The sequence below is a fragment of the Leifsonia sp. RAF41 genome (assembly GCF_052114085.1).
Lineage (GTDB): Bacteria > Actinomycetota > Actinomycetes > Actinomycetales > Microbacteriaceae > Leifsonia.
In genome coordinates, this window is the sequence record NZ_JBFREB010000001.1 from 2,465,485 (window position 1) to 2,491,119 (window position 25,635).

Annotated in this window: 29 protein-coding genes; 12 read left to right on the forward strand and 17 right to left on the reverse strand. The window is 70.2% G+C overall.

The window, feature by feature from the left end; genetic code table 11:
- Positions 1-693 carry a metal-dependent transcriptional regulator gene (locus AB4Y74_RS11855; RefSeq protein WP_441799278.1) on the reverse strand — a complete coding sequence of 231 codons (693 nt, stop codon included), beginning with the start codon at positions 691-693 and terminating at the stop codon, positions 1-3.
- A gap of 131 nt (positions 694-824) precedes the next feature.
- Here AB4Y74_RS11855 and serC point away from each other — a divergent pair, with 131 nt between their 5' ends.
- Both serC and AB4Y74_RS11865 read left to right on the forward strand, forming a co-directional pair.
- A complete protein-coding gene (serC, locus tag AB4Y74_RS11860) occupies positions 825-1,940 on the forward strand; it encodes a phosphoserine transaminase (RefSeq protein WP_441799279.1) in 1,116 nt (371 codons plus the stop codon).
- Positions 1,941-1,948: 8 nt separating this feature from the next.
- Entirely contained in the window at positions 1,949-2,170 is a 222-nt protein-coding gene (locus AB4Y74_RS11865; protein ID WP_441799280.1) for a DUF2530 domain-containing protein, read from the forward strand.
- 24 nt (positions 2,171-2,194) lie between these two features.
- Here the strand turns inward: AB4Y74_RS11865 and AB4Y74_RS11870 are convergent, their stop codons facing one another.
- Together AB4Y74_RS11870 and AB4Y74_RS11875 are read right to left on the reverse strand one after the other, a co-directional pair.
- Positions 2,195-3,016: a DUF3027 domain-containing protein gene (locus tag AB4Y74_RS11870; RefSeq protein WP_441799281.1), complete on the reverse strand. Its 822-nt coding sequence runs from the start codon at positions 3,014-3,016 to the stop codon at positions 2,195-2,197.
- Positions 3,009-3,389 (reverse strand): cold-shock protein, encoded by a 381-nt coding sequence (locus AB4Y74_RS11875; RefSeq protein WP_374009868.1) that lies wholly within the window; start codon positions 3,387-3,389, stop codon positions 3,009-3,011. The genes AB4Y74_RS11870 and AB4Y74_RS11875 overlap by 8 nt, the downstream gene beginning before the upstream one ends.
- Positions 3,390-3,445: 56 nt before the next feature.
- Here AB4Y74_RS11875 and AB4Y74_RS11880 point away from each other — a divergent pair, with 56 nt between their 5' ends.
- The 4 genes from AB4Y74_RS11880 (at position 3,446) to AB4Y74_RS11895 (ending at position 7,895) form a co-directional block, all read left to right on the forward strand.
- Positions 3,446-3,745, forward strand: coding sequence for a hypothetical protein (locus AB4Y74_RS11880; protein WP_441799282.1), 300 nt, complete (start codon positions 3,446-3,448; stop codon positions 3,743-3,745).
- A gap of 24 nt (positions 3,746-3,769) precedes the next feature.
- On the forward strand, positions 3,770-5,632 hold the full coding sequence (locus AB4Y74_RS11885) for a helicase-associated domain-containing protein (RefSeq protein ID WP_441799283.1): 1,863 nt from the start codon (positions 3,770-3,772) through the stop codon (positions 5,630-5,632).
- A 130-nt stretch (positions 5,633-5,762) separates the two neighbouring features.
- Positions 5,763-6,185: a hypothetical protein gene (locus AB4Y74_RS11890; protein WP_441799284.1), complete on the forward strand. Its 423-nt coding sequence runs from the start codon at positions 5,763-5,765 to the stop codon at positions 6,183-6,185.
- Between the two features lie 66 nt (positions 6,186-6,251).
- Entirely contained in the window at positions 6,252-7,895 is a 1,644-nt protein-coding gene (locus tag AB4Y74_RS11895) for a DNA repair helicase XPB (protein WP_441799285.1), read from the forward strand.
- 111 nt (positions 7,896-8,006) lie between these two features.
- On the opposite strand, the gene AB4Y74_RS11900 is transcribed toward AB4Y74_RS11895, so the two are convergent.
- Genes AB4Y74_RS11900 through AB4Y74_RS11915 form a run of 4 tightly spaced genes read right to left on the reverse strand, consistent with a single transcriptional unit; the run spans position 8,007 to position 11,798 of the window.
- A complete protein-coding gene (locus AB4Y74_RS11900; RefSeq protein ID WP_441799286.1) occupies positions 8,007-8,888 on the reverse strand; it encodes an aminoglycoside phosphotransferase family protein in 882 nt (293 codons plus the stop codon).
- Positions 8,875-9,651 carry a pyrimidine reductase family protein gene (locus tag AB4Y74_RS11905; RefSeq protein ID WP_441799287.1) on the reverse strand — a complete coding sequence of 259 codons (777 nt, stop codon included), beginning with the start codon at positions 9,649-9,651 and terminating at the stop codon, positions 8,875-8,877. The genes AB4Y74_RS11900 and AB4Y74_RS11905 overlap by 14 nt, the downstream gene beginning before the upstream one ends.
- A complete protein-coding gene (gene folP / locus AB4Y74_RS11910) occupies positions 9,644-10,585 on the reverse strand; it encodes a dihydropteroate synthase (protein ID WP_441799288.1) in 942 nt (313 codons plus the stop codon). Before folP ends, AB4Y74_RS11905 begins: the two co-directional genes overlap by 8 nt.
- Positions 10,578-11,798, reverse strand: a complete 1,221-nt coding sequence (locus AB4Y74_RS11915) for an NAD(P)/FAD-dependent oxidoreductase (RefSeq protein WP_441799289.1) — start codon at positions 11,796-11,798, stop codon at positions 10,578-10,580. The genes folP and AB4Y74_RS11915 overlap by 8 nt, the downstream gene beginning before the upstream one ends.
- Before the next feature lie 114 nt (positions 11,799-11,912).
- Here AB4Y74_RS11915 and AB4Y74_RS11920 point away from each other — a divergent pair, with 114 nt between their 5' ends.
- Positions 11,913-12,605, forward strand: a complete 693-nt coding sequence (locus AB4Y74_RS11920) for a response regulator transcription factor (protein WP_374009860.1) — start codon at positions 11,913-11,915, stop codon at positions 12,603-12,605.
- Between the two features lie 58 nt (positions 12,606-12,663).
- Positions 12,664-14,355 (forward strand): ATP-binding protein, encoded by a 1,692-nt coding sequence (locus AB4Y74_RS11925; protein ID WP_441799290.1) that lies wholly within the window; start codon positions 12,664-12,666, stop codon positions 14,353-14,355.
- Between the two features lie 182 nt (positions 14,356-14,537).
- Here the strand turns inward: AB4Y74_RS11925 and AB4Y74_RS11930 are convergent, their stop codons facing one another.
- The gene (locus AB4Y74_RS11930) at positions 14,538-15,701 is read right to left on the reverse strand and encodes a hypothetical protein (protein WP_441799291.1); all 1,164 of its coding nucleotides are present in this window, start codon (positions 15,699-15,701) and stop codon (positions 14,538-14,540) included.
- A gap of 157 nt (positions 15,702-15,858) precedes the next feature.
- Between AB4Y74_RS11930 and AB4Y74_RS11935 the strand changes: the two genes are divergently transcribed.
- Positions 15,859-16,125 carry a type II toxin-antitoxin system Phd/YefM family antitoxin gene (locus tag AB4Y74_RS11935; RefSeq protein WP_441799292.1) on the forward strand — a complete coding sequence of 89 codons (267 nt, stop codon included), beginning with the start codon at positions 15,859-15,861 and terminating at the stop codon, positions 16,123-16,125.
- Entirely contained in the window at positions 16,122-16,508 is a 387-nt protein-coding gene (locus AB4Y74_RS11940; RefSeq protein ID WP_441799293.1) for a type II toxin-antitoxin system VapC family toxin, read from the forward strand. Before AB4Y74_RS11935 ends, AB4Y74_RS11940 begins: the two co-directional genes overlap by 4 nt.
- An 81-nt stretch (positions 16,509-16,589) precedes the next feature.
- Here the strand turns inward: AB4Y74_RS11940 and groL are convergent, their stop codons facing one another.
- From groL to msrB, 4 genes are all read right to left on the reverse strand, one after another.
- Positions 16,590-18,209, reverse strand: coding sequence for a chaperonin GroEL (gene groL / locus AB4Y74_RS11945; RefSeq protein ID WP_441799294.1), 1,620 nt, complete (start codon positions 18,207-18,209; stop codon positions 16,590-16,592).
- Positions 18,210-18,412: 203 nt separating this feature from the next.
- Positions 18,413-18,616 carry a cold-shock protein gene (locus AB4Y74_RS11950; RefSeq protein WP_374009857.1) on the reverse strand — a complete coding sequence of 68 codons (204 nt, stop codon included), beginning with the start codon at positions 18,614-18,616 and terminating at the stop codon, positions 18,413-18,415.
- A 169-nt stretch (positions 18,617-18,785) separates the two neighbouring features.
- Complete coding sequence (locus tag AB4Y74_RS11955) at positions 18,786-19,337, reverse strand: nitroreductase family protein (protein WP_441799295.1); 552 nt, start codon at positions 19,335-19,337, stop codon at positions 18,786-18,788.
- On the reverse strand, positions 19,337-19,762 hold the full coding sequence (gene msrB / locus AB4Y74_RS11960; RefSeq protein ID WP_441799296.1) for a peptide-methionine (R)-S-oxide reductase MsrB: 426 nt from the start codon (positions 19,760-19,762) through the stop codon (positions 19,337-19,339). Before msrB ends, AB4Y74_RS11955 begins: the two co-directional genes overlap by 1 nt.
- 183 nt (positions 19,763-19,945) lie before the next feature.
- On the opposite strand from msrB, the gene AB4Y74_RS11965 reads away from it, so the two are divergent.
- Together AB4Y74_RS11965 and AB4Y74_RS11970 are read left to right on the forward strand one after the other, a co-directional pair.
- Positions 19,946-20,257, forward strand: coding sequence for a DUF3263 domain-containing protein (locus AB4Y74_RS11965; RefSeq protein ID WP_441799297.1), 312 nt, complete (start codon positions 19,946-19,948; stop codon positions 20,255-20,257).
- 20 nt (positions 20,258-20,277) lie between these two features.
- Positions 20,278-20,832, forward strand: coding sequence for a LytR C-terminal domain-containing protein (locus AB4Y74_RS11970; RefSeq protein WP_441799298.1), 555 nt, complete (start codon positions 20,278-20,280; stop codon positions 20,830-20,832).
- Positions 20,833-20,916: 84 nt separating this feature from the next.
- Here AB4Y74_RS11970 and AB4Y74_RS11975 read toward each other — a convergent pair whose 3' ends face one another.
- The 5 genes from AB4Y74_RS11975 to pdhA are packed head-to-tail and all read right to left on the reverse strand — an operon-like array spanning position 20,917 to position 25,538.
- Positions 20,917-21,870, reverse strand: a complete 954-nt coding sequence (locus AB4Y74_RS11975; protein ID WP_441799299.1) for a DMT family transporter — start codon at positions 21,868-21,870, stop codon at positions 20,917-20,919.
- A 31-nt stretch (positions 21,871-21,901) separates the two neighbouring features.
- A complete protein-coding gene (locus tag AB4Y74_RS11980; RefSeq protein WP_441799300.1) occupies positions 21,902-22,024 on the reverse strand; it encodes a hypothetical protein in 123 nt (40 codons plus the stop codon).
- 9 nt (positions 22,025-22,033) lie between these two features.
- Entirely contained in the window at positions 22,034-23,386 is a 1,353-nt protein-coding gene (locus AB4Y74_RS11985) for a dihydrolipoamide acetyltransferase family protein (RefSeq protein WP_441799301.1), read from the reverse strand.
- Complete coding sequence (locus AB4Y74_RS11990) at positions 23,383-24,426, reverse strand: alpha-ketoacid dehydrogenase subunit beta (RefSeq protein ID WP_441799302.1); 1,044 nt, start codon at positions 24,424-24,426, stop codon at positions 23,383-23,385. Before AB4Y74_RS11990 ends, AB4Y74_RS11985 begins: the two co-directional genes overlap by 4 nt.
- Positions 24,423-25,538, reverse strand: coding sequence for a pyruvate dehydrogenase (acetyl-transferring) E1 component subunit alpha (gene pdhA / locus AB4Y74_RS11995; RefSeq protein ID WP_441799303.1), 1,116 nt, complete (start codon positions 25,536-25,538; stop codon positions 24,423-24,425). Before pdhA ends, AB4Y74_RS11990 begins: the two co-directional genes overlap by 4 nt.
- Positions 25,539-25,635 lie beyond the last annotated feature (97 nt).

Genomic DNA, 25,635 nt, shown 5'->3' on the forward strand with positions numbered 1-25,635 from the left:
TCAGGCGTCGACGAAGATGTGCGCTGCGAGCTCGTTCGGAAGTTCCAGCCCAGCGTCGAACCCGTCGATCTGGACGGCGACGTACGAACCCGCCGCAGAGAAAGTGCCGGTCGAGCCCGGAATAACGCCCGCTTGCTTGAGCTGGAGCAGGAGTTCGGGGTCGACCTGGGCCGGCTCGCCGAGCCGGCGGATGCGCGCCGAGACTCCGGAATCGCTGCCGCGCACGGCGTCGACGAGGTTGACGAGGCTCTCAGTGGATGCGGAGGTATCGGCCGCGCCCAAGTCGCCGAGCCCCGGGATCGGGTTGCCGTACGGCGACTCCGTCGGGTGACCCAGCATGGTCAGCAGCTTGCGCTCGACCTGCTCGCTCATGACGTGCTCCCAGCGGCAGGCCTCTTCGTGGACGTACTCCCACTCGAGCTCGATGACGTCGCTCAGCAGGCGCTCGGCCAGGCGGTGCTTGCGCATGACGTTGACGGCCTTGCGGCGGCCCTCAGCGGTGAGCTCGAGGTGACGGTCGCCCGAGACGACGACCAGGCCGTCGCGCTCCATGCGCCCGACGGTCTGCGAGACGGTCGGACCGGAGTGCCCGAGACGCTCCGAGATGCGTGCGCGGAGGGGGACGATGTTGTCCTCCTCCAGCTCGAGGATGGTGCGCAGATACATCTCGGTGGTATCGATCAGGTCGGTCATGAACCCCTCCACAAGACGGCGCGCGAATGTCGGATATCAGCCTACTTGCTGCGGCTGACGGCAATGCACAGGCGGGAACGGGGGCCGTCGGCGCGCCGTCCTGGGTGTGCAACAGCCAATACACTTCAGTTATGCCGGACGTCACGATCCCCTCTGACCTGCTGCCCGCCGACGGTCGATTCGGATGCGGACCCTCCAAGGTCCGCCCCGAGCAGGTCGCGTACCTCGCCGGCGCCGGCGCGGAGCTGCTCGGCACCTCCCACCGCCAGGCCCCAGTCAAGAATCTCGTCGGCCGCGTGCGCGAGGGTCTCGGCGAGCTGTTCCGCCTGCCCGACGGCTACGAGGTCGTCATCGGCAACGGTGGCTCCACGGCGTTCTGGGATGCGGCAGCCTTCGGCCTGATCGAGAAGCGCAGCGAGAACCTCGTCTTCGGCGAGTTCGGCGGCAAGTTCGCCAAGGCGGCTGGCGCGCCCTGGCTCGACGCCCCGCACGTGATCGAGGCACCCGGCGGTTCGCGCAGCGAGGTCGAGGTCGTGGAGGGCGTGGATGTGTACGCCTGGCCGCACAACGAGACCTCGACCGGCGTGATGGCCCCGGTCCGCCGCGTCCACGGCGACGACGGTGCGCTCACGGTGATCGACGCGACCAGCGCCGCGGGGGGTGCCGACTTCGACGTCAGCGAGTCGGACGTTTACTACTTCGCGCCGCAGAAGAACTTCGCCTCCGACGGCGGTCTGTGGCTGGCGCTCTTCTCCCCCGCCGCCCTCGAGCGCGTCGAGCGCATCGCGGCGAGCGGACGCTACATCCCCGAGTTCCTGAGCATCAAGAACGCGGTCGACAACACCCGCCTCAACCAGACGCTCAACACCCCCGCGATCGCGACGCTCGTGCTGCTCGAGAACCAGCTGGAGTGGATGAACGGCAACGGCGGTCTCGCCTGGGCCGACGCCCGCACCCGCGAGTCGTCGGGCGCGCTGTACGAGTGGGCAGAGGGAGTCGACTACGCGACGCCGTTCGTCGCCGACCCCGCGCACCGCTCCCAGGTGGTCGCCACGATCGACTTCGACGACCGGATCGACGCGGCGGCCATCGCCAAGACACTGCGCGCCAACGGCATCGTCGACACGGAGCCGTACCGCAAGCTCGGCCGCAACCAGCTGCGCGTCGCGACGTTCACCGCGATCGAGCCGGCGGATGTGCGCGCGCTGATCGGCTGCATCGAGTACGTCGTCGAGCGACTGGGCTGAGAAGCACCGTGCGCCTCTGGCTCCGCGACGACGAGCGTCGGCCCGACCCGGTCCCCGTGAAGACGGATGACCGGCGGGCCGTGCTCGTCGGGCTGGGGCTGTGGGTGATCGCGCTCGTCGTCCTGCTCGTCTTCGGCGTGGGAACGGGCACGTGGATGTGGACGATCGTCGTCGGGATCGTCCTCGGCATCCTGGGGCTGGGCTACCTCACCATCGCCCGACGACACTGAACGGCGGGTGACGGCGGGGAGGCGTCACTCCCGGTCGTCGGAGTCGTCGTCGTCAGACTCGTCGTCATCATCCGACTCGTCGTCATCATCCGACTCGTCGTCATCATCCGACTCGTCGTCATCGTCGTCATCGTCGTCGTCATCGGACTGGTCGTCGTCGGACTCATCCTCCGGGTCCGCGAGCGCCGCAGTCTCTTCCGCTGCGAGATCGAGCTCTGGGTCGACATCCGTCACCTCGTCGAAGTCGACATCGACGTCCACGGAGTCGATGTCCACACCGTCCAGGTCGTCGTCATCGTGCAGGTCGTGCACGTCACTGTCGTCCTCGCCGTCGTCGAACGACTCGTCGTCCTCGTCCGAGTCGTCGCCCTCGGCGTCCTCGTCCCCGGCCTCCGCAGCCTGGGCGGCGAGCGCCTGCTGAGCGGCCTGGTAGTCGGCCAGCCGCTCCGACCACGGCACCCAGTCAGGTGCGAGGAGCGCGCCGTCGCCGGGCATGAGCTCGGTCTCGAGGACGGTGGGCTCCGCATCGTCGTCGGCGCGTCCGAGTGTCACGGACCAGCGCCAACCCGGGTAGCCGGACATGCGCGCCTCGAACAGCATCGTCAGGGTGTGCGGACCCTCGACGATGTGCCCGAGCGGCTCGCCGATGGTGGCCTCGGGTGTGTTCTCCGCGAGCGCGCTCAGCGCGAGCGGCGTGGCCGCGAGAAGCACCTCGTCGGCGACGGGCTGCGCCTCGACGACGTTCTCGACCTCGACGTCGGTCTGGACCTCAGCGACGACCTCAGCCTCCACCTCGACGCCACCCTCGACCGGGTCGGTCTCGCGCTCGTCGCCCAGCTCAGGCATCCAAATCGTCCGCGACCTTGCGCAGCACGGCCGCGATCTTCGCGCCGTGCGCCTTGTCGGGATACTTGCCGCGGCGCAGGTTGCCACCGATGCCGTCGAGCAGCTTCACCAGGTCTTCGACGATGATCGCCATGTCGTCGGCCGATTTGCGCTTGAGCTTCGTCAGGCTCGGCGGAGCCTCCAGCACGCGCACCGAGAGCGCCTGCGCTCCGCGCTTGCCGTCGGCGATGCCGAACTCGAGACGGGTTCCCGCCTTCACGACGGCGCCGGCGGGGAGCGCCGAGGCGTGCAGGAAGACTTCCTGGCCGTCATCGGAGCTGATGAAGCCGAAGCCTTTCTCGTCGTCGTAGAACTTGACCTTGCCGGTTGGCATGGGAACCTCACTTCACATGGGGGATCAGATGACCGACCTCAATTATCCTTGATTTCGTGACCCAGCAGACCCCGCCGCCGGCATCGCGGCTCCAGCGCGTGCTTTCGTACATCATCGCCGCGCTCGTCATCGTCTCTCTGGTCTGCATCGCGGCCATCCTGATCGGCACCGCAGCAGGCCAATTCGCGCAGCAGGGATCGGGTGCCGGCCTCTGGCCGACGGTGTTCCTCTTCCCTCTTGTCGCGCTCCCTATCGCCTTCGTGCTGATCATCGTGCTGCTCATCGTGAGCGCCCGACGCAACCGGGCGGCCAACCGCGCGGCCGCCGCCGCCAACACCCCGAAGGGCCGGCGCTAGGCCTGACGGCCGGCGGATCGGCGGATGACGACGACGCTCGCTCTCGCAGCGCGGCTGCGGGGGCTGGACGACGCGGTGCTCGCGTCCGTCCTGCACGGCCGGACCTACCGGCGGACGGGCGTGACCGACTTCTTCGACCTCGCCGATGCGCTGCTCGACACCGACGCGCTGCAGCGTGCCCTGGCGCCGCTCGACCGCATCCACCTCGCCGCGCTGGTCGTTCTGGGCCGCGCGGCGACGCCGCTGAACGTCGACGAGGTGGCCGCACTGCTGGCCGCCGAGCCCGCGACCGCTGCCGTCGATCGGGATGCCGTGGCGGCGGCTCTGGACGACACGGCCGCCCTCCTGCTGGCCCACCCGGCCGAGGATGCGACGTTCGGTGTCTACGACGCGGTGACCGCGCACCTCGACGGCTGGGCCGCTCAGCGGCTGCCGTCCTCCGACGAACTCCTGCACACTCCACCACCTCCCGCCCTCGCACCCGTGCCGGACACCGAGCGCCGGTTCACCGACCGGCTCGCGGCCGAGCGCGCGTTCGAGTCGGTCGCGGCTGTCTCCGAGCTGCTGGCCGAGTTGGGGCGTGAGGGCGCGCGCCGGCTGCAGAAGGGCGGCCTCGCGCTGCCCGCCGTGAAGCGGCTCGCCGAGGCGCTCTCGCTCGATGCCGACCTCATCCCCGTCGCGCTGTCGGCGGCCGAGCGCGCCGGACTGGTGGCCGTAGGCGAGGGGATGTGGCTCCCGACCGACAGCGCGGCGACCTGGTCGCACTCCCCCAGCGCCGACCGCTGGCGCGCCCTGGCGGCCGCCTGGCTGGATACGCTCCCCGGCGATATCCGCAGCCTTCTGGCGCTGCGCAGCCGGGCGGCCTGGGGCGACAGCCTGCGTGAGCATGTCGCGTGGCTGTATCCCGCGTCGATCGCGGAGGCGCAGAGCCGAGTGGATGCGCACACGCGGTTGGCCGAGTGGCTGGGGGTGACCGCGCACCAGGCACCGAGCTCGGCCGGTGCGGCGCTCGTGGAGGACGGGCCGGATGCGGCGACCACGCTGATGGCCGCGCAGTTCCCCGCCGAGGTCGATCACGTGTACCTGCAGCACGACCTGACCATCGTGTCTCCCGGGCCGCTGGCGCCCGAGATCGAGTCACGCCTGCGCGGGATCGCCGAGCTGGAGTCCCGGGCACTGGCGTCGACGTTCCGCATCTCCGCCGCATCCGTCGACCGCGCGCTGACGGCGGGCGAGACGGCGGACGGCATCCGGGAATTCCTCAGCACGATCTCTCTGACCGGGCTGCCGCAGCCGGTGGACTACCTGATCGCGGACGCCGCCGAGCGGCACGGACGGGTTCGCGTGCACGACGTCACCGACGAGATTGCGCGCTCAGCCGTGCGGTCGGCGGACGCGACGCTGCTGCGCACCATCCACGTGGACCAGACGCTCGCGTCCCTGCGGCTCGCGCCGACGCGGGAGGGGGAACTCGTGAGCCGGTTCCCGCGCGATGTCGTGTTCTGGGCGCTCAGCGACGCGCGCTACCCGGTGGTGGCGGAGGACGCGGACGGCAACGAGGTGACGCTGCGGCGGCAGCGGGTCGCGCATCCCGGAGCCATTGAGGAGCAGGACCGCGACGCCGAGCTGGTCGAGCGGCTGCGACACGCGGAGGCGGACGCCGGCGACGACACCGGCGAGCGCTGGCTGGTGCGCCAACTGGACCTCGCGGTCCGCGCGCGGCAGCCGATCATCATCGAGGTGGCGATGCCCGACGGCAGCGTCGTCGACTACCTGCTGGAGCCGACCGGCGTCGGCGGCGGGCGCCTGCGCGGGCGGGACCGCGCGGCGGACATCGAGCGGACCCTCCCCCTCTCCAGCGTGCGCGGGATGCGCCCCGCGCCCTGAGTGCGCCGCGCTGCCGCGCGCCGCACTGCTGCGCAGGCCGGGCGCTATGCAGGGATTTCCGCGCGTTGGTGCTCTGGTCGGGCCCGTCTACCCCTCCGTAGCATCGGCTGCGAGGGGAGGCGAGCACCGCATGACGACCAGTTACCGACTCCAGTTGCCCGGGTTCGCCGCGCGGAGCGCCTGGGGGTACGACGAGCTCAACGATGTCCTGTTCGCGTCGGTCGTGCCGGACGCCGGCGACGAGCCGGCGATTCCGCTCGAGATCGTGGCCGTGACGATCGACCAGCTCCTCGACAGGATCGATCTGGCGACGGGTGGACGCTACGGCATGGCGCCCCTCGTCATCCTCCTGAGCCGGCACGATGTTCACGGCCAGCCGCGGGTCTGGCTGGCGTCACGGATCCGGCTCCTCACCGACCCTGGACTCCTCGCGTCGGCAGCCGAGTCGGATGTGCCGTGGGTTGCCGCGGAAGCGCGGAACCACTCGCTGTTCGACCCTCCTGATACGAACACGTGCGTGTGTCCGGCCTGCGGCAGGTCGCACGCGGGTTAGGGCGGCACCGGTCCTCGCGTGCACGGCCGACAGAACGCACGGCCGCAGGGCGTAGGCTGGTCAGCTATGTCTGATGGCCCCCTGATCGTCCAGAGCGATCGCACCGTGCTCCTCGAGGTCGCCCACGCCGAGGCGGAGGATGCACGCCACGATCTCGCGGTCTTCGCCGAGCTGGAACGCGCGCCCGAGCACATCCACACCTACCGCATCACCCGGCTGGGCCTGTGGAACGCGCGGGCCGCTGGGCACACCGCGGAGGACATGCTCGGGACGCTGGAGCGGTACTCGAAGTTCCCGATTCCGCAAACCGTCTCGGTGGACGTCACGGAGACCGTCGCCCGCTACGGCCGCCTGGTCATCGAACGCGACGACGAGGGGACGCTGGTGCTGCGCTCCACCGACCTGCCCGTGCTGACGGAGGTCGCGAACGCCAAGCGCATCTCCCCCCTGCTGCTGGAGCGCCGCGACGACGAGACGTTCGTCGTGGAGGCGTGGGCGCGAGGACAACTCAAGCAGGAGCTCGTGAAGCTCGGCTGGCCGGCGGAGGACCTCGCCGGCTACACCCCGGGCACTCCGCACGACATCGGGCTGAAGGAGGACGGCTGGGCGCTCCGCGACTACCAGCGCAAGGCGGTCACCAACTTCTTCGACGGCGGCTCGGGTGTGGTCGTGCTGCCCTGCGGCGCGGGCAAGACGCTGGTCGGCGCCGGGGCGATGGCGACGGCGAAGACGACCACGCTCATCCTGGTCACCAACACGGTCTCCGCCCGGCAGTGGCGCGACGAGCTGCTGCGCCGCACCACCCTGACGGCGGAGGAGATCGGCGAGTACTCGGGGCAGGTGAAAGAGGTCAAGCCGGTCACCATCGCGACGTACCAGATCCTCACCGCGAAGCGGAAGGGCGAGTATGCCCACCTGGCGCTGCTCGACGCCCTGGACTGGGGACTCGTCGTGTACGACGAGGTCCACCTGCTGCCCGCGCCCGTCTTCAAACTGACCGCCGAGTTGCAGGCGCGACGCCGACTCGGGCTGACAGCGACACTGGTGCGGGAGGACGGCCGTGAGGGCGACGTGTTCAGCCTGATCGGTCCGAAGCGCTTCGATGCGCCGTGGAAGGAGATCGAGGCCCAGGGCTTCATCTCCCCCGCCGCCTGCTACGAGGTGCGCGTCGACCTGCCGGCCTCCGACCGCCTCAGCTATGCGGCCGCTCCCGACGACGAGCGGTACCGCCTCGCGGCCACCGCGCCGGCGAAGCTCGACATCGTGCGGCAGCTGGTCGACCGGCACGAGGGTGAGCGCATCCTCGTCATCGGGCAGTACCTGGACCAGATCGACGAACTCGCGGATGCCCTCGGCGCGCCCAAGCTGACCGGTGCCACGCCGGTGGACGAGCGCGAGCGGCTGTATCAGGAGTTCCGGGACGGACGCACGAAGCTGCTGGTCGTCAGCAAGGTCGCGAACTTCTCGGTCGACCTGCCCGAGGCGACGGTCGCCATCCAGGTGTCCGGCTCGTACGGCAGCCGGCAGGAGGAGGCACAGCGCCTCGGTCGTCTGCTGCGCCCGAAGGAGTCGGGCCTGTCGGCCAACTTCTACACCCTGGTGGCGCGCGACACGGTCGATCAGGATTTCGCGCAGAACCGCCAGCGGTTCCTCGCCGAGCAGGGCTACTCGTACACGATCCTCGACGCCCACGCCCTCGAGGCGGCGTAGCCCCCGCGCGGTACTTACGATTTGCGCCAATTCGCGGTTATGCCGCCCCCAAAACCGCGAACTGGCGCAAATCTCTGCGAGGGCGGCGAGGGCGGCGGGGACGGGCGCAGCTCAGGCGAGGATGCGCGCGAGCGTGGCGCGGGACTCCGCGTCAGCGGGGCGGTCGCGCACGGTGATCGCCGCCTTCCACAGCGCCCAGCCACGCGCCCGCGCCCACGTCGCGTCGTCGAGGCCGACGCCGACGGTCTCGACGAAGGCGTCGCGCGCCGCGCCCTCGAACATCGTCCACGCCGGCACGAGGTCGCACGCCGGGTCGCCGACGCCGGAGGTGCCGAAGTCGATCACGGCGGACAGCGCGCCCGACCCGTCCACGAGCAGGTTGCCGGGCGCGACGTCCCCGTGAAACCACACGGGCGGCCCTTCCCACCGGGATGCGGTCGCCTCCGCCCAGAGCGAGCGTGCCCGGTCGGCGTCCGCACCCAGCAGCGGGAACGCGGCGAGCGCCTCCTCCTCGTACACATCGGGCGGTGCACCCCGGAAGAAGTTGTGGGTGCCGGGCCACGGTGCGCCATCGACCGGCGCCGATCGCAGCGCCACCAGGAACGATCCGATCGCCTCCGCGAGCGCAGCATCCCGTGACACATCGCCGCGCAGCACGACGGGCGTGCCCGGCAGCCATCGGTACACCGACCACGGGAACGGGAACCCCTCACCGGGCGCGCCCGCGGCCACCGGCTGCGGAATGGGCAGCGGCAGCACCGCCGCAAGCCGCGGGAGCCAATACTGCTCCTTCGCCACCTGCTCGACGTACCCCGCGGCGCTGGGCAGCCGGACACTCAGCTCGTCCCCGAGGCGAAAGGTCCGGTTGTCCCACCCGTCGTGGTCCACCGCGCGCAGGGGCAGCCCGCGCCACTGGGGAAACTGCGTGTCGACAAGCCGGCGAACGACCGCCGCGTCGATCCGGGGTCGGAGCTCCCCGTCAGCCGCGGACATACCGGAGCAGCAGGGTGTCGTCCCCGGCGAGCGTGTGCGCGAGGCGCAGACCGAGCGGAACGATCGGCGCCGCACCCGTCGCGATTCGCGACGAGGTGCCGCCCTCCAGCCGCGGGCTGACCGTCAGGCACAGCTCGTCGACGGCTCGCGCCGCGATGAGGTCGGCGAACAGGTGCGGACCTCCCTCGCAGTGGATGCGCGTCAGCCCGCGCTCGTGCAGCACGGCCAGTCCGCGCTCGGCGACCACCCGCTCCCGCCCGCAGACGACCACGTCGGCCACCTCGCCGAGCGCGTCGCGCGCCTCGGGCCTGGACAGCTCGGTGGTCAGGACGATCGGCCGCTCCGGCGCGTCCTGGAAGATGGAGCTCCGCGGGTCGAGGTCGAGTCCGGCCGACACGATCGCGAAGACCGGGTGGGCGGTCATCCCGGCCCCGCTGCGGAGCCGCGCGGACGTCGCATCCACCCGCATCGCGCCGTAGCCCTCGGCGCGCACGGTCCCCGCGCCCACGAGGACCACGTCGCACAGGCGGCGCAGGATTTCGAAGACGCGGGAATCCACGTCGTTGGACAGACCACCGGACAGCCCCTGGTGGGTGGCGGCGCCGTCGACGCTGGTGACGAAGTTGACGCGCAGCCACGGGTCGCCGGCACCCTCGAGGTAGAGGGCGGCGATGTCGTCGTCGCTCAGCTCGGTCTGCGACGGCAGAGGCGACAGGCGATGGATGGCCGGGGCGGGAGAAGCGGTGCCAGGGGTGTCAGTCATTCAGGTCTCCCATGTTGTGCTTGAGGTAGGCGGGCTCGCGCAGACCGAGCACGGCCTCCGTCATCCGAACGGCCGCGACGGACGCGCGCACATCGTGCATCCGGACGATCCGGGCACCGTTCATCACGCTGATCACGGCGGCGGCGAGCGAGCCCTCCAGACGCTCGGTGCGGGGCGCGTCGAGGGTCTCGCCGATGAAGTCCTTGTTCGATACCGCCGCCAGCGTCGGATAGCCGAGGTCGGCGATCTCGCTGAGGCGGCGGGTCAACGCGAGCGAGTGCAGTGTGTTCTTGTTCAGGTCGTGCCCCGGGTCCACGATGATCCGCTCCTCCGGGATGCCCGCGGTGAGCGCCCGCTCCACCCGGTCGCGGAGGAACGCGGACACCTCGGCCACGACATCCCCGTACTGCGGCCGGGGAAACGGGCGCCGCGGCTCCGCCAGGCTGTGCGTGATGACGAGCGTGGCGTCGCTGTCCGCGACGACCCTCGCCAGGTCCGGGTCTCTCAAACCGGTCGTGTCGTTGATCACGGTCGCGCCGGCCCCGATCGCGTGACGCGCGACCACCGAGTGGAACGTGTCCACCGAGATCACCACATCCGACCCGGCGCGCAACGCCTCGACGACCGGGACGACCCGCTCCACTTCCTCCTCGACGGGGATGGGCTCCCCCGGCGCGAACGGCGCCCCGCCGATGTCGACCCAGTCGGCGCCCAACGCGACGGCCTCGAAGCACGCGTCCACCGCGCGGTCGAAGGCGTAAGTGCGACCCTGGTCGTAGAAGGAGTCGGGTGTCCTGTTCACCACGGCCATGATGGCCACCTGACGGGAGAAGTCGAAGGTGCGCGCACCGATCTGCCGGACGGGGATGCGCAGCGGGGGCAGGTACGGCGTGTGCGGCGTCGCTCCGCCCGCCTCCGCGCCCGCCTCAGACATCGGCAAGGGCGACGCTCTCGTCGGCGAGGCGGTCCGCATCCACTCGCCCACCGGAGCGGATCAGGCGCTGAATGTCGTCCTGCACGTCCCACACGTTGACGTTCATGCCCGCGACGACCCGGTCGTTGCGCAGCCAGAACGCGATGAACTCGCGCGCCCCCACGTCGCCGCGGTAGACGACCCGGGCGCCGGCGGCAAGCGGCGCGTAGCCCGAATACTCCATGCCCAGATCGTATTGGTCGGAGTAGAAGTACGGGATGTCGTCGTACGAAGCGCGCTCGCCGAGGATCGCGTGCGCCGCGACCTTCCCGCTCGCGATGGCGTTCGCCCAGTGCTCGCTGCGCAGGTGGCGGCCGATCGCCGGGAGGAACGGGTTGGCCACGTCCCCGACCGCATAGATGTCTTCGATGCTGGTGCGCATCCCCTTGTCGGTGAGCACGCCGTCCGCGATGCGGGCGCCCGAGCGCTCGGCGACCAGCGTGTTCGGGGCGGCCCCGACGCCTGCGACGACCACATCCGCCGGGATGCGCTCTCCCGACGCGAGGACGACCACCTGCTCCTCCCCGCCATCCACCCCGACCACCTTCGCGCCGTTGTGGAACGTGACCCCGTTGTCCACATGGAGCCGCTCGAAGACCGCACCCAGCTCCCGGCCGATCGCACCGCTCAGCGGGACGGGCGCCCGGCCGAGCACGGTCACGTCGTTGCCGTACCCGCGTGCAGCGGCGGCGACCTCCAGGCCGATCCAGCCGGAGCCGACCACGACGACGCGCCGCCCACCGACTTCGAGGGCTGCCCGCAGCCAGGCGGAGTCCTCGCGCGTGCGCAGCGGGAACACGGCCCCATGCCCGCTGCCGGGGACGCCGAGGGGACGCGCACTCGCGCCGGTCGCCAGCACCAGGCTGTCGTAAGTGATGCGGCCGCCCTCCGAGACGAACAACTCGTGGGCTCCGACCTCGAACGATCCGGCCTCGACGCCTGGCACGAATTCGACCGAATTGTCGGCGTACCAGGCGGCAGGGTGGACGTCCGCTTGCTCGATGCCACCCTCGCCCTTCAGGTACTCCTTCGAGAGCGGCGGGCGGATGTACGGGTGATGCTCCTCGAGTCCGAGCAGCAGGATGCGGCCCGCGAAGCCGCGCTCGCGCAACTCGGTCGCGACGCTTGCCCCGGCGAGCCCGGCGCCCGCGATGACGACGGTGGGATTCGACATGAGTTCAGCATCCACTCTTCACACTGCGGGCGCCAGACCCGTGCACCACCCGCGCACTCACTGCGCACCGACGGCTCACAGGTAAGAATCAGCTGACGCGCAGATACTGTCTCCATGAACGCCGGACCACGCATTCTCATCGTCGACGACGAGCCGAACATCCGCGACCTTCTCACCACCAGCCTCCGTTTCGCCGGATTCGCCGTTCGCGCGGTCGGCAACGGAGCCCAGGCGATCTCCGCGGTCCTCGAAGAGGAGCCCGACCTGATCATCCTCGACGTCATGCTGCCGGACATGAACGGCTTCGGCGTCACCAAGCGGCTGCGGGGCGCCGGGTACACCGCGCCGATCCTCTTCCTCACCGCGAAGGACGACACCGAAGACAAGATCACCGGCCTCACCGTCGGCGGCGACGACTACGTCACCAAGCCGTTCAGCCTCGACGAGATCGTCGCCCGCATCAAGGCCATCCTGCGCCGGACGATGCAGGCCGACGAGGATGCGGTCATCCGCGCCGGCGAGCTGACGATGGATCAGGACACGCACGAGGTCTTCGTGGGCGACACCCCGATCGAGCTCAGCCCGACCGAGTTCAAGCTCCTCCGCTACCTCATGCTCAACCCCAACCGCGTGCTGTCGAAGGCGCAGATCCTCGACCACGTCTGGGAGTACGACTTCAACGGCGACGCGGGCATCGTCGAGTCCTACATCTCTTACCTGCGCCGCAAGGTGGACGCGCACTCCAGCGAGCCGCTCATCCAGACCAAGCGCGGGTTCGGCTACATGCTCAAGGCCGCCAAGGTCTGAGGTGCTCCGCCGCGCACACATGCCCGACACAGCATCCCCTGCATAGACTGACGGCCTGATGCATTCACGCCTGCTCGATCGCTGGAACGCGATCTCCCTCCGCACCAAGATCACGGGCGTGACCGTGCTCATGCTGACCCTGGGGCTGCTCGTGACCGGGATCGGCACGATGTCGATGCTCAAGCCGGTGCTGCTGGACCAGCTGGATGCGCAGCTCTCCGCCGCCTCCGGAGCCTCCTACCTGAACACCTACCTGTTCAAGTCGTCGTCGGACGCCGACCAGATCGCGACGGACGCGAGCCCCTCGGACTACTTCGCGGCGCTCTACGACTCCGACGGCCACCTGGTCAAGACGAACTGGACCAACATCCCGTACGCGCACCGGCCGGCCATCCCTGCCAGCCTCACGGTCCCGGAGGGTAAGGCGATGCCGGCGGGCGGGTACACGATCCCGAGCAACGACGGCCGGACGTCGTACCGTGCGCTCACCCAGACGGTGACGTTCGCCGGGCCGGACGGTGAGCTGGGAACGGCGATCGTCGCGACGGCCACGTCGCAGATCGACACGGTTATGGCGAGCTTCCTCGCGATCTTCCTCGGGTTCGGCGTCATCGTCATCATCGTCGGCGCAGGCCTGACGCGGATGCTCGTGACCACGACGTTCTCGCCCCTGCGCGAAGTCGAGCAGACGGCCGCTGCGATCGCCGACGGCGACTTCAGCCAGCGTCTCGGTGGAGCGACGCCCAACACCGAGGTCGGGCGGCTGAACCGCTCCCTCAACACCATGCTGAACCGCATCGACCGCGCGTTCAGCGACCGCGCGCGCACCATCGACCAGATGCGCCGCTTCGTGGGCGACGCCTCCCACGAGCTGCGGACGCCGTTGGTGTCGGTGCGCGGCTACGCCGAGCTGTACCGGATGGGCGCGCTGCAGACTCCCGAAGACGTGGCCCAGGCCATGGATCGCATCGAGAAGGAGGCGATCCGCATGGGCATCCTCGTGGAGGACCTGCTCGAGCTGGCCCGCCTCGACGAGACCAAGCCGCTCGACCTGCACCGGGTCGACCTGGTGAAGATCGCACAGGATGCCGCGATGGATGCGATGGCCGGCTCCCCGGGCCGCGTCGTCAGCGTGCTCACTCCTGAGCCGGTCGCGCCCGAAGAGGACGAGCTGGTCGACCTCGGCGTCGACACCGTCCCGATGCTGGTGCCGGATACGGGCGCCCGGGCCACCAACGCGACCGGGCCGATCTCCTTCGCCGGGTCCGCGCTGGCCCGACTGCGCCGGGGTCGCGGCCGCCGGGTGAGCACGGACACGCTCCCCATCACGACCGCCGAGAAGATCGTGCTGACGCAGCCGTCGCCGACGGAGCCCGCGATCGTCATGGCGGAAGAGAACAAGCTGCGGCAGGTCGTCACGAACCTGATGGGCAATGCGCTGCGCTACACGCCGGAGGGCAGCCCCATCGAGGTCGCGGTGCAGATCGACCACCGCACCGAGCGGGCCACCATCGAGGTGCGCGACCACGGTGACGGCATCCCACCGCAGATCCGCGAGAAGATCTTCCAGCGCTTCTGGCGCGCCGACACCTCCCGCGCACGCGAGACCGGCGGAAGCGGACTGGGGCTGGCGATCGTGTCGTCGATCGTCGCCGCCCACAGCGGCACGGTCGAGGTGGTCGACACGGAGGGCGGCGGCGCCACGTTCCGCGTCTCGCTCCCGCTCGCCGACTCCCCCGCGTCGCCCTAGCCGCTCGCGCAATAGCCGCGCGGTCGCCGGCGCTGGTGATTCGTGACGAATGTGCGCTCAGCGGGCTCCATAAGCGACATTCGTCACGAATGTTGCTCGTTCGTGTGGCGGAGATTCGTGACGAATGTGCGCTTAGCGGGCGCCATAAGCGACATTCGTCACGAATGTGGCGGCGAGCGCCGTCAGAGGCGGCCGGCGACCCACGTGACGTAGGCGCTGACCGTGTCCTCGTCGGTGTCGGGGGCGGCGAACTGGACCCACGTGGAGCCGACGAGGGCGTCGACGACCGTGGTGGATGCGAAACCGTCCTGCTCGGTGCGGACCACCGTCGGGACCGTCTGGCCCGCGACGGTGATGGAGCCGCTGTGCACGCCGGCCGCGGGCCCGCCGGTGGTGATCGCGGCGTGGCGATACGTGGCATACGAGGCCGCGCTGTCCCGCAGCACCGACAGCGTGCCGAGAAGGCCGCCGGAGCCGTCCTCGCTCGGCTGGTAGGCGCAGGACGTGGCCGCGCCGTCGAGGTGGGCCGCCGTGCGGAGGTCGAACGAACCCTCGGAGCCGAGACTCGACACCGCCGAGAGGCCGAAGACGCTCTTCACCTCTGCGAGCCATTCGGGTCCCGCGCAAGCCAGCGGCGCGAGCGCAGTCACCACGGGAACGGAGGCGTCGAATCGAGCGGCAGCCGGCAGCACCCCCTGGACGAACGCGTGGAAGTCGGTTTCGGCGATCGGAAGGTCCGACGCTCCCGCGCGGACCTCCAGCCATGACGAGCCCACGAGGACGTTGGTGTGGCACTCGACGCCGGGCGACAGCGTCGTCGGCGTCGAGCAGGATCCGCCGCGGGACACCCCTCCGTCGTAGTCGGCCCCGTTGGCGGCGGCAGCCGGGTAGTTCTCCGCGAGTTTCGTCCAGGCGTCGTGGGCGTGCGGAAGCAGCGTGACTGTGAGCGCGCGCCACGTCTTCGGCAACGGAGAGACGGTGGTGTCGTCGCCCCAGGAGCACCAGCCGCCACCCGCCGCGGATGCGGCGTACCCGCCGAAGGATGCGACCCCGGTCAGTGTTCCGGCGGGAGGGTCGGCAGCGGCGGCGTGCGCTCCGAGCAGGGCGCCGACGGCATCGTCCGACGCGAACTGCGAGCAGTCGAGGGCGGGCGCGGCCGGCGGGCGCGAGGGGACGGTCTCCGTCGCGCGGGTGGAGGCGGGTCCGCCGACGACGTCGATCCCGAGCGCAGGCGCAGCCAGTGAGCGTGGACGCCAGCAGCGCGAGCGCGGCCGCGGTAGCGCCCACGGCGAGCAGCGCTCCCCGGCGACTGCGTCGGCCCTTCGACGTCTGCTCCACGACCGCACCCTATCGGCCCGGGACGCTCCCGAACCGCCGCCGTGCCGAGCCGTGCCAGCAGGCGCGGGCAGGCGAAGTCACGGCCTGTCGCGCAGAAGCTCAACTGGCCTCTCCATTGCGGCCACGGACCACCGGGCGGGTGCTACGCGACGCTACGGTCGACGGATGAAGACCATCACTCATCGCGAGATGCGAAACAACAGCGCCGACGTCCTGCGACGGGTCGCAGCGGGCGAGTCGTTCCAGATCACCAACAACGGACGAGTGACAGCGGTCTTATCTCCCGTCGAGCGCCCACTTCTGGACGAACTCATCGAGCGGAATCAGGCCAGACCAGCGCTCAAACCCCTGTCTTCCCTCTGCAAAATCACGCCCAAGGACTACCCGATCAGTTCCCGCGAGTTGCTCGACGAAAGTCGGGGGCGCTGGTGACGGTCGCCTACCTCGACACCTCGGCCGCGATGAAACTGCTCATCCGGGAAGAGGAAACCGACGCGATGTTCCGCGAGCTGGAGCGGGCGCCGCTTCGCCTCGTCGCATCCTGGCTTCTTCACACCGAACTTCACTGCGCAGCCATGCGCCGAAACGAGCCTCTCGACCTCGACGACATCGAATCGCTGCTCGACGTGGTCGACCTCGTGGATCTCACACGGGGCGACCTGATGACTGCCGCTCTCAACACGCCTCTGCGTTCGAACGACGCAATCCACCTGTCTACCGCTCTCCGCCTCGGAGTGGATGAGCTCCTCACGTACGACGAAGAACTCGCTCGACTAGCCAGAGCGGTCGGTGTCCGTGTCGTCGTACCGACCTGACCGCCTCACCGAAAATCCACGTACGCGAAGAGGGCGCCTCCCGTGCGGGAGACGCCCTCTTGTGTCGTGCGGAGCCGGGACTTAGAAGTCCATGCCACCCGTCGGGTCGCCGACCGGGGCCGGGTTCTTCTCGGGCTTGTCGGCGACGACGGCCTCGGTGGTGAGGAACAGACCCGCGATGGACGCGGCGTTCTGCAGCGCCGAGCGGGTGACCTTCACCGGGTCGTTGATGCCGGCAGCGAGCATGTCGACGTACTCGCCGGTCGCGGCGTTGAGGCCGTGGCCGACGGGGAGGTTGCGCACCTTCTCGACGACGACGCCGGCCTCGAGGCCCGCGTTGATCGCGATCTGCTTCAGCGGGGCCTCGATGGCGACGCGCACGATGTTCGCACCCGTTGCCTCGTCACCGGTCAGCTCCAGCTTCTCGAACGCGGTCTTGCCGGCCTGGATGAGGGCGACGCCACCACCGGCGACGATGCCCTCCTCGACGGCGGCCTTCGCGTTGCGGACAGCGTCCTCGATGCGGTGCTTGCGCTCCTTGAGCTCGACCTCGGTGGCCGCGCCCGCCTTGATGACGGCGACGCCACCGGCGAGCTTCGCGAGGCGCTCCTGGAGCTTCTCGCGGTCGTAGTCGCTGTCGGTGTTCTCGATCTCGTTGCGGATCTGCTGCACGCGACCAGCGATGGCCTCCGGGTCACCGGAGCCCTCGACGATGGTGGTCTCGTCCTTGGTGATGACGACCTTGCGGGCCTGACCGAGCAGGTCGAGGGTGACGTTCTCGAGCTTGAGACCGACCTCCTCGGAGATGACCTGGCCGCCGGTGAGGATCGCGATGTCCTGCAGCATGGCCTTGCGGCGGTCGCCGAAGCCCGGAGCCTTGACGGCGACGGACTTGAAGATGCCGCGGATCTTGTTGACGATCAGCGTGGCCAGGGCCTCGCCGTCGACGTCCTCCGCGATGATGAGGAGCTGCTTGCCCGCCTGGATCACCTTGTCGACCACCGGCAGGAGGTCCTTGATGTTGGAGATCTTCTGGTTGGCGATGAGGATGTACGGGTCTTCGAACACCGCCTCCTGGCGGTCCTGGTCGGTGACGAAGTACTGCGACAGGAAGCCCTTGTCGAAGCGCATGCCCTCGGTCAGCTCGAGCTCGGTGCCGAAGGTGTTCGACTCCTCGACGGTGACGACGCCCTCCTTGCCAACCTTGTCGATCGCCTCGGCGATGATCTCGCCGATGGTGGTGTCGCCGGCGGAGATGGACGCGGTGGCCGCGATCTCCTCCTTGGTCTCGACCTCCTTGGCGGAGGCGACGAGCTCGTCGGTGACGGCCTTGACGGCCTTCTCGATGCCGCGCTTCAGCGTGATCGGGTCAGCGCCGGCCGCGACGTTGCGCAGGCCTTCCTTGACGAGCGCCTGGGCCAGCACGGTCGCGGTGGTCGTTCCGTCACCCGCGACGTCGTCGGTCTTCTTGGCGACCTCCTTGACGAGCTCCGCACCGATCTTCTCGTACGGGTCGTCGAGCTCGATCTCCTTCGCGATGGAGACACCGTCGTTCGTGATCGTCGGCGCACCCCACTTCTTCTCGAGGACGACGTTACGGCCACGCGGGCCGAGGGTCACCTTGACCGTGTCGGCCAGGGTGTTCAGGCCGCGCTCGAGGCCGCGGCGCGCGTCCTCGTTGAAAGCAATGATCTTTGCCATGTGTTTCTCGTCCCTCCCGGACGTATGCGAAAGATTCCGTCTATTAGCACTCAGACAGATGGAGTGCTAAAGCGATTCTGGCACTCGTGGCGGTGGAGTGCAAGACGACGTCAGCCTGCGGCGGTCGCCGGCACGACAGGGGGAACGACGAAGCGCCGCCCCCTCGGTGGGGACGGCGCTTCGCACTCGCGTGCTGAATCGCGTCAGGCCAGTCGCACCGACTCGGCCTGCGGGCCCTTTTGCCCCGAGCCGACCTCGAACACGACCTGCTGGCCCTCTTCGAGAACCTTGTAACCTGCCATGTCGATCGCGGAGTAGTGAACGAAAACGTCCTGTCCCCCACCTTCGACGGTGATGAAGCCGAAGCCCTTCTCAGCGTTGAACCACTTCACGGTTCCGTTCGCCATGCCTTACTCCCATTGCTGTGTGACTCGCGCGATCCAACGCCGCACGTTGAATCACGATCCTAATGCTTGTAATGCCTGGCTACGCCAGCGATTTCGTGAATCCGTACCGAAAAGATTCCAAACAGAAACACGTGCGTAACAAAGGGGAACGCCCGGGCGCGTCGCGACCTCAGTCGAGGGCGGAGAGGAAGCGCTGGGGGTCGAGTGTGGCGCGGTAGCCCTCTTTGCTGTCGGCCGGGATCCCGCCCACGTAGAGCCAGCCGAGCAGCCGCTCGTTCTTGGCGAGTCCGTGCATCCGGTGCACCGCCTTCGAGCGGGTGTGGTGGCCGGTGCGCCACATCACGCCCCACCCGGCGTCGTGGAGCAGCAGGCTCAGGACGTGCGCGACGCCCGAAGCGACCGCATCCTGCTCCCAGCCGGGAACCTTCTCGCTCTTCGAGCGCACCGCAACGATCGCCAGCAGTAAAGAGGAGCGCAACGGCTTGGCCGCGAGCTTTTCGGCGTCCGACCCGGTTGCCTTGGCGTCCGCGACGAACGCATCCCCCAGTCGCCGCCGGGCGTCACCACGCAGTTCGATGATCCGCCAGGGATGCAGGGCGCTGTGATCGGCGACCCGGCCTGCCGCTGCCACCAGGGGCAGCAGCTCGTCGTGCGTCGGGGCGTCCGGGGTCACCCGGGAGTACGACCGCCGCGCGGCCACGCGGCCGGCGAGGTCGGTCATCAGGACTCCGGAGTGAAGTTCAGCGAGATCGAGTTCATGCAATAGCGGTCACCGGTCGGGGTGCCGAAACCGTCGGGGAACACGTGGCCCAGGTGCGAGCCGCAGCTGGCGCAGCGCACCTCGGTGCGCACCATGCCGAGGCTGTCGTCCTCGAGCAGCTGCACCGCCTCCGGGCGCACCGACTCGTAGAAGCTCGGCCAGCCGCATCCGGAGTCGAACTTGGTCCCCGCCTGGAACAGCTCCGCACCGCATGCGGCACACGTATACAGGCCTGCGCGGCCCTCGTCGAGCAGTTCGCCCGTCCACGGGCGCTCGGTTCCGGCCTCGCGCAGCACCGCGTACTGCTCCGGGCTGAGCTCCTCGCGCCACTCGCTGTCGCTCTTCGAAACCGTGTAGCCGCCGGTCGACGTGTCGTTCTGTGCCATGCCGTTCCCTTTCGTCGTCACCAGACTAAACGCGTCCCCCCGCCCAGTGTTCCCGGCGTCGCGAACGGCGACGTGCCGGGGCGGAACCGGAAACACACAGGGCGGTCGCCCTAGGATGACTCGCGAGCGCGGGGCGCGCCCGGCACGAAGGTCTCAGCCCGGCGTCCGTGACGAGGGAAGGCGGTGCGCGTGACCCGGTCAGCCGACGGACAGTCTTCCGCCGACCGCGACCCCTCGGATGCGGACCAGCTGAACGATCGGGATGCCGCGATCCTCGCGTTCGAACGCCAGTGGTGGCGGCACGCCGGGGCCAAGGAGCAGGCCATCCGCGAGGAGTTCGGTCTCTCGGCGGCTCGGTACTATCAGTTGCTCGGTGCGCTGATCGACCGTCCGGAAGCGCTGCGCCACGACCCCATGCTCGTCAAGCGGCTGCTCCGGCTGCGCGAGGCGAGACTGGCCGCACGACACGCACGGACCCTCCCGTCCGGCGACTGACACCAAGGACCGCATCCCCGATGGCAGAGAAGTTCCCCCACGACCGCTTCGACGAGATCCCGGACGACCTGACGCGCGTCGGTGCGCACCGGGCTCCGCGCGCCCGTGGCCGCGGCTGGATCGCCGTGGGATGGGCAGCGCTCGCGACCGTGCTCCTGGTCGGGGCCGGCATCTTCGGCCTCTCGCTGGTGAACGGCAGCATTTCGTTCCACGGACCGAGCAGTTCCGCGAGCCGCACCGCCTCCGCGACCCCGACCGCCAGTCCGACGCCCACCATCGTGCCAACGGTGAACCCGGCGCTCACCGTGAACGTGCTGAACGGGACGACGACCGAAAACCTCGCGCAGACCGTCGCCGACAAGCTGACCGCCGCCGGCTGGAAGGTCGGCGCTCTGGCGAACGCCGACCGGACCGACCTCGCGACCACGATCGTCTACTACAGCGACCCCGCGAACCAGGCCGCGGCGCTCGGCGCAGCGCAGACGCTCCCGGGCGCGACCGTCCAGCAGAGCACGGCGTTCGCCGACACCGGCGCCGACCTCACCGTGGTCATCGGGGCGAACTACACCGGCTGAGCCGCGCATCCTGCCTAGCCGTCAGGCGGCCCGCGGTACGCAACCTCGGTCGCAGGCTCCCTCGGCGCTGGGGTCGCGGCATCGCTACGCGCTGCTCCTAGCTCCACCGCGCCAGCGGATGCTGGCGATGGCGACCGCGACGATCGCGAGGAGCGTGCCGCCGATGGTCGAGAACGCGAGCGCCTGGCCCGAAGTCGGGAGCAGCAGGTCGAGCAGGAGGGCGGACACCAGCTGGCCGGCGACGGTGGCCAGGCCCAGGAGCAGGACGCCGGTGATGCGGACGAGCAGGGCCGTCACCCCGATGAAGACGCAGCCGAGCGCGCCGCCGATGTAGAGCCACGGCTCGGTGGGCAGCTGCTTCGGGAGCCCAGCGAGTGCCCAGTGCCCGAGCATCAGCACCAGGAGCACCGTCGTCCCGACGGCGAAGTTGATGAACGTGGCGGTCAGGGCATTGTTTGCCACTGCGCGCACCTGTCCGTTGACGGCCTGCTGCCAGCCGGTGCCGAGTCCCGCGATGAGCGGAAGGATCATCAGCAGAATCGGTGCGCTGCCCCCGAACTGCGCCGAGACCGCCCAGGTGACCGCGGCGAGCGCGAGCAGCGCGCCGACGAGCCGCGCGGGCGTCAGCGGTCGGCGCCCGCCGGGGCCGATGCCGACGCGGTCGAGCACCAGACCGCTGATGGTCTGGCCCGCGACGACGGCGACCGTGAAGAGGGCGACGCCGAGGGCGGCCGCTGCTAGGCCCTGCGAGAGCACCAGGAAGGAGCCGGCTGCGCCCCCGCAGACGTACCACCAGCGAAGCCGGCGGCCGCGAAGCGCGTCACGCACACGCGCAAGCCCGCGCCTTCCGGCCGGGAAGATCGCCAGCGCGATCGAAAGGATGATCAGGCCCGACCCGAAGGAGATCGCCGCGGCCGTGAATCCGTCGCCGAGCCGGCTGCCGAGTTCGCCGTTGATCCGGGACTGGATCGCCACCAGGGCGCCGCAGAGGAGGGCGAAGACCAGGGCGAGCCACAGGGGAAGCGAGCGAGGAGTCACTCCCCCTATCTTAAGCGCGTACCGCGCTCGGTCAGGGCGCGGGGGCGTCGCCGTCGGCCGGCGTGGGATGCGGGAGCCAGTCGATGTTCTCCTCGGGCGCGACCTCTTTCTCCTCGCTGAGGTCGTAGTCGTCGTCGTTCTTCTTGTCGCTCATGCCGTCACCTTACGCCCGGGTTGCCAGCGGCCCGGGCGCGTCGGCGAGGACGCCGAGCGGCGACTCGATCGCGTCCGCCACCTCGCGCAGGAAGCCCGCCGCGACCCCGCCGTCGGTGACCCGGTGGTCGAACACCAGGGACAGCTGCAGGATGCGTCGCGGTACGACGCTCCCGTCGACGACCCACGGCCGCTCGATCGCGCGGCCGAGTCCGAGGATGGCGACCTCCGGGTGGTTGATGATCGCGGCGCTGCCGTCCACACCGAGGCTGCCGTAGTTGTTGATCGTGAACGTGGAGCCGGTGAGTTCGGCCGGGGGTAGCGTCCCCTCGCGGGCCGCTCGGGACAGCCGGTCGAGTTCCGCGTCCAGCTCACGCACCGACAGGCGATCGGCCCGCCGGACGACGGGAACCAGGAGTCCGCGGTCGGTGTTCGCCGCGAAGCCCAGGTTCACGCCGTCGAAGGTGACGAGGCTCTGACCGTCGGTCGCCACGCGTCCGGCGAGTTCGGGGTGCCGCGCGAGCGCCGCGAGGGCGAACCGCGAGACGAAGGAGAGGAAGGACGGGGCACGACCGTCGCGGGCGAGGCGGCGCCGGCCGTCCCAGAGGTCCGTGGCGTCCACATCCACCCAGACCGTCGCCTCCGGGATCTCGGACCGACTGCGCGACATCGTCTCGGCGACCGTGCGGCGGAGACGCGAGAACGGGGTCGTCGCGCTGATCGCCAGGCTGGTGCGCGGGTCTAGCCCGGTGCGCGGGTCGGTACCGGTCGGCTGCTCACGCGTGGGCGGGAGCGTGGATGCGGCGGGCGCCGTCGCGAAGGCCGCCTCCACATCCCGCCGGGTCAGAACCCCGTCGGGGCGACTGGGGCGGAGGGTCGCCAGGTCGATGCCGTGGCTGCGTGCAAGGGAGCGGACCACCGGGGAGACCACGGGGACGACGCGCGGCGGCGTCGCGGCCGGCGCGGCCACCGGTGCGGGCCGCTCCTGGGTGAGCGCCGAGCCACGCGCGGCACGGCCGCGACGGCGGCCGCTGTGCTCGACCGTCCCGTAGCCGACGAGCACCTGGCCGGATCTGCTGGACGCCTCGATGGGCGTGTCGTCGCCGGGCCGCGCGCTCGCAAGGCCCTCGTCCACCTCGATCAGCGGCGCACCGACGAGGATGGTCTCTCCCTCGTCTCCGTGCAAGGCCGCCACCGTCCCGGCGTACGGCGACGGCACTTCGACCACCGACTTGGCCGTCTCGACCTCGGCGATGGGCTGGTCGGTGGCCACGGTGTCGCCGACGGCCACCAGCCAGCGAACCAGCTCGGCATCGGTCAGCCCTTCACCCAGGTCGGGGAGGGTGAATACCCGGGCGCTCACGCGTCCTCCCACTGCAGCGCATCCACCGCGTCCAGCACCCGGTCGACGTCGGGCAGATAGAACTTCTCCAGCTTGGGAGGCGCGAACGGGGTGTCGAAACCGGTCACCCGGCCGACCGGCGCGAGCAGGTGGTGGAAGCAGCGCTCGGAGACACGAGCGACGACCTCGGCGGCCATGCTCGCGAACCCGGGCGCCTCGGCGATGACGACCGCACGGCCGGTCGCCCGGACGGCGGCGCAGACGGTCTCGTCGTCGAAGGGCACGAGCGAGCGCAGGTCGATGACGCCGAGACTACGTCCCTCCTCCGCGGCGGCCTCGGCGGCGGCGAGCGCGAGCGGGACGGACGGACCGTACGCGATCAGCGTCGCGTCGGTGCCCTCCCGGGCCACCCGCGCGCGCCCGATCTCGGGCAGCGGGGCGTCCACATCCACCTCGCCGCTCGACCAGTACAGCTTCTTCGGCTCCAGGAACACGACCGGGTCGGGATGCGCGATGGCGGCACGCAGCAGGCCGTACGCGTCCTGCGGTGTGGCCGGCGACACGACGGTGAGACCCGGCGTGTGGACGTAGTAGGCCTCCGACGAGTCCGAGTGATGCTCGACGCCGCCGATGCCGCCCGCGTACGGTATGCGGATCACCATCGGCAGGCGCACGGCACCCCTGGTGCGGTTGCCCATCTTGGCGACGTGGTCGACGATCTGCTCGAACGCGGGGTACGCGAACGCGTCGAACTGCATCTCCACGACCGGGCGCATCCCGTTCATCGCCATGCCCACAGCGGCGCCGACGATGCCGGACTCGGCGAGCGGAGTGTCGAAGCAGCGGCCCTCGCCGAACCGGGCGGTCAGGCCGTCGGTGATGCGGAAGACGCCGCCGAGGGTGCCCACGTCCTCGCCGAACACCACCACCGAGGGGTCGGCGGAGAGGGCGTCCGCGAGGGCGCGATTCAGAGCCTGGGCCATGGTCATGGTGACGGACGCGGTGGATGCGGTGGGCGCGTCGGCGGGCCGCTCGGCCGGAGCCTCGTGCATGAGTGTCATCGGGCGACCTCCTGGGTGCGGGTCGGTTCGGCCAACGCGTTTCCGGCCAGTTCGGCGGCGAGCAGTTCCGCCTGCTCGCGCAGCTGCGGGGTGGGCGTCGCGTACACGTGGGCGAAGAGGTCCTCGGGGTGCGGATCGGCGTCGGCCATGATCGCCGTGCGCAGTTCGGCGGCGATCCGCTCGGCATGCGCGTGCGCTTCCGCGTCGTCACCCTCGTCGAGGGCACCCTGCGCCGTCAGCCAGGTGCGCAGCCGGAGCAGCGGGTCGCGGGCGAGCCACGGCTCCACCTCGTCCTGCGTCCGGTAGCGGGTGGCGTCGTCCGCGTTGGTGTGGGACTTCATCCGGTACGTCAGCGCCTCCACGAGGGTCGGCCCGCCGCCCTCGCGCGCCTCGGCGACCGCCTCCCCCAGCACGGCGAGCAGCGCGGCGAGGTCGTTTCCGTCGACCAGGCGGCCCCGCATCCCATAGCCGACACCCTTGTGGGCGATGCTGGGCGCGGCGGTCTGCCTGCTGAGCGGGACGGAGATCGCGTACCCGTTGTTCTGCACGAGGAAGACGACGGGCAGGTGGAAGACCGCGGCGAAATTGAGCGCCTCGTGGAAGTCGCCCTCGCTGGTGGCGCCGTCGCCGCACATCGCCAGCACCACGGTGTCCTCACCGCGCATCCGCGCCGCATGGGCGAAGCCGACCGCATGGAGCAGCTGGGTGGCGAGCGGCGTCGACTGCGGGGCGACATGATGGACGGTCGGGTCGTAGCCGGAGTGCCAGTCGCCACGGAGCAGCACGAACGCCTCGAACGGGTCGACGCCCCGCGCGATGACGGACACGGTGTCGCGGTAGGTGGGGAACATCCAGTCCCGCTCCGCGAGCACCATCGCGGCGGCGATCTCGCACGCTTCCTGTCCATGCGACGACGGGTAGACGGCGAGGCGGCCCTGACGCACGAGGGCGTCCGCCTGGTCGTTGATCCGGCGGGCCAGCACGAGGCGGCGGTAGCCGTCCAGCAGGGTGTCGGTGGACGGGATCGGGTGGCGGTCGTCCGGGTGGGACGTGCCGTCCTGGTCGATGAGCCGCAGCGGGGTGTCGCCGGGCAGCAGGTCGTCCGCGTGCATCTGTTCTCCTTCGAAAGACGTCGCTCCTCCCCAGGATGACTTCGGCGGACGCTCAGCGCTACGAATGCGACAGACTCAAGACGGACGGATGCGCCAG

Bases quoted from the DNA above. Each gene is read 5' to 3' on its own strand.
- AB4Y74_RS11870 (WP_441799281.1), bottom strand. From the start codon at position 3,016: ATGCCTGAGCTGGGCGACGAGCGCGAGACCGACCCGGTCGAGGGTGGC.
- AB4Y74_RS11980 (WP_441799300.1), bottom strand. From the start codon at position 22,024: ATGAGCGACAAGAAGAACGACGACGACTACGACCTCAGCGAGGAGAAA.
- AB4Y74_RS11920 (WP_374009860.1), top strand. From the start codon at position 11,913: ATGAACGCCGGACCACGCATTCTCATCGTCGACGACGAGCCGAACATC.
- AB4Y74_RS11950 (WP_374009857.1), bottom strand. From the start codon at position 18,616: ATGGCGAACGGAACCGTGAAGTGGTTCAACGCTGAGAAGGGCTTCGGC.
- serC (WP_441799279.1), top strand. From the start codon at position 825: ATGCCGGACGTCACGATCCCCTCTGACCTGCTGCCCGCCGACGGTCGA.
- AB4Y74_RS11900 (WP_441799286.1), bottom strand. From the start codon at position 8,888: ATGTCCGCGGCTGACGGGGAGCTCCGACCCCGGATCGACGCGGCGGTC.
- AB4Y74_RS11990 (WP_441799302.1), bottom strand. From the start codon at position 24,426: ATGACACTCATGCACGAGGCTCCGGCCGAGCGGCCCGCCGACGCGCCC.
- AB4Y74_RS11970 (WP_441799298.1), top strand. From the start codon at position 20,278: ATGGCAGAGAAGTTCCCCCACGACCGCTTCGACGAGATCCCGGACGAC.
- AB4Y74_RS11890 (WP_441799284.1), top strand. From the start codon at position 5,763: ATGACGACCAGTTACCGACTCCAGTTGCCCGGGTTCGCCGCGCGGAGC.
- AB4Y74_RS11875 (WP_374009868.1), bottom strand. From the start codon at position 3,389: ATGCCAACCGGCAAGGTCAAGTTCTACGACGACGAGAAAGGCTTCGGC.
- msrB (WP_441799296.1), bottom strand. From the start codon at position 19,762: ATGGCACAGAACGACACGTCGACCGGCGGCTACACGGTTTCGAAGAGC.
- AB4Y74_RS11955 (WP_441799295.1), bottom strand. From the start codon at position 19,337: ATGACCGACCTCGCCGGCCGCGTGGCCGCGCGGCGGTCGTACTCCCGG.
- AB4Y74_RS11915 (WP_441799289.1), bottom strand. From the start codon at position 11,798: ATGTCGAATCCCACCGTCGTCATCGCGGGCGCCGGGCTCGCCGGGGCA.
- AB4Y74_RS11905 (WP_441799287.1), bottom strand. From the start codon at position 9,651: ATGACTGACACCCCTGGCACCGCTTCTCCCGCCCCGGCCATCCATCGC.
- groL (WP_441799294.1), bottom strand. From the start codon at position 18,209: ATGGCAAAGATCATTGCTTTCAACGAGGACGCGCGCCGCGGCCTCGAG.
- AB4Y74_RS11855 (WP_441799278.1), bottom strand. From the start codon at position 693: ATGACCGACCTGATCGATACCACCGAGATGTATCTGCGCACCATCCTC.
- folP (WP_441799288.1), bottom strand. From the start codon at position 10,585: ATGTCTGAGGCGGGCGCGGAGGCGGGCGGAGCGACGCCGCACACGCCG.
- AB4Y74_RS11885 (WP_441799283.1), top strand. From the start codon at position 3,770: ATGACGACGACGCTCGCTCTCGCAGCGCGGCTGCGGGGGCTGGACGAC.
- AB4Y74_RS11925 (WP_441799290.1), top strand. From the start codon at position 12,664: ATGCATTCACGCCTGCTCGATCGCTGGAACGCGATCTCCCTCCGCACC.
- AB4Y74_RS11895 (WP_441799285.1), top strand. From the start codon at position 6,252: ATGTCTGATGGCCCCCTGATCGTCCAGAGCGATCGCACCGTGCTCCTC.
- pdhA (WP_441799303.1), bottom strand. From the start codon at position 25,538: ATGCACGCGGACGACCTGCTGCCCGGCGACACCCCGCTGCGGCTCATC.
- AB4Y74_RS11935 (WP_441799292.1), top strand. From the start codon at position 15,859: ATGAAGACCATCACTCATCGCGAGATGCGAAACAACAGCGCCGACGTC.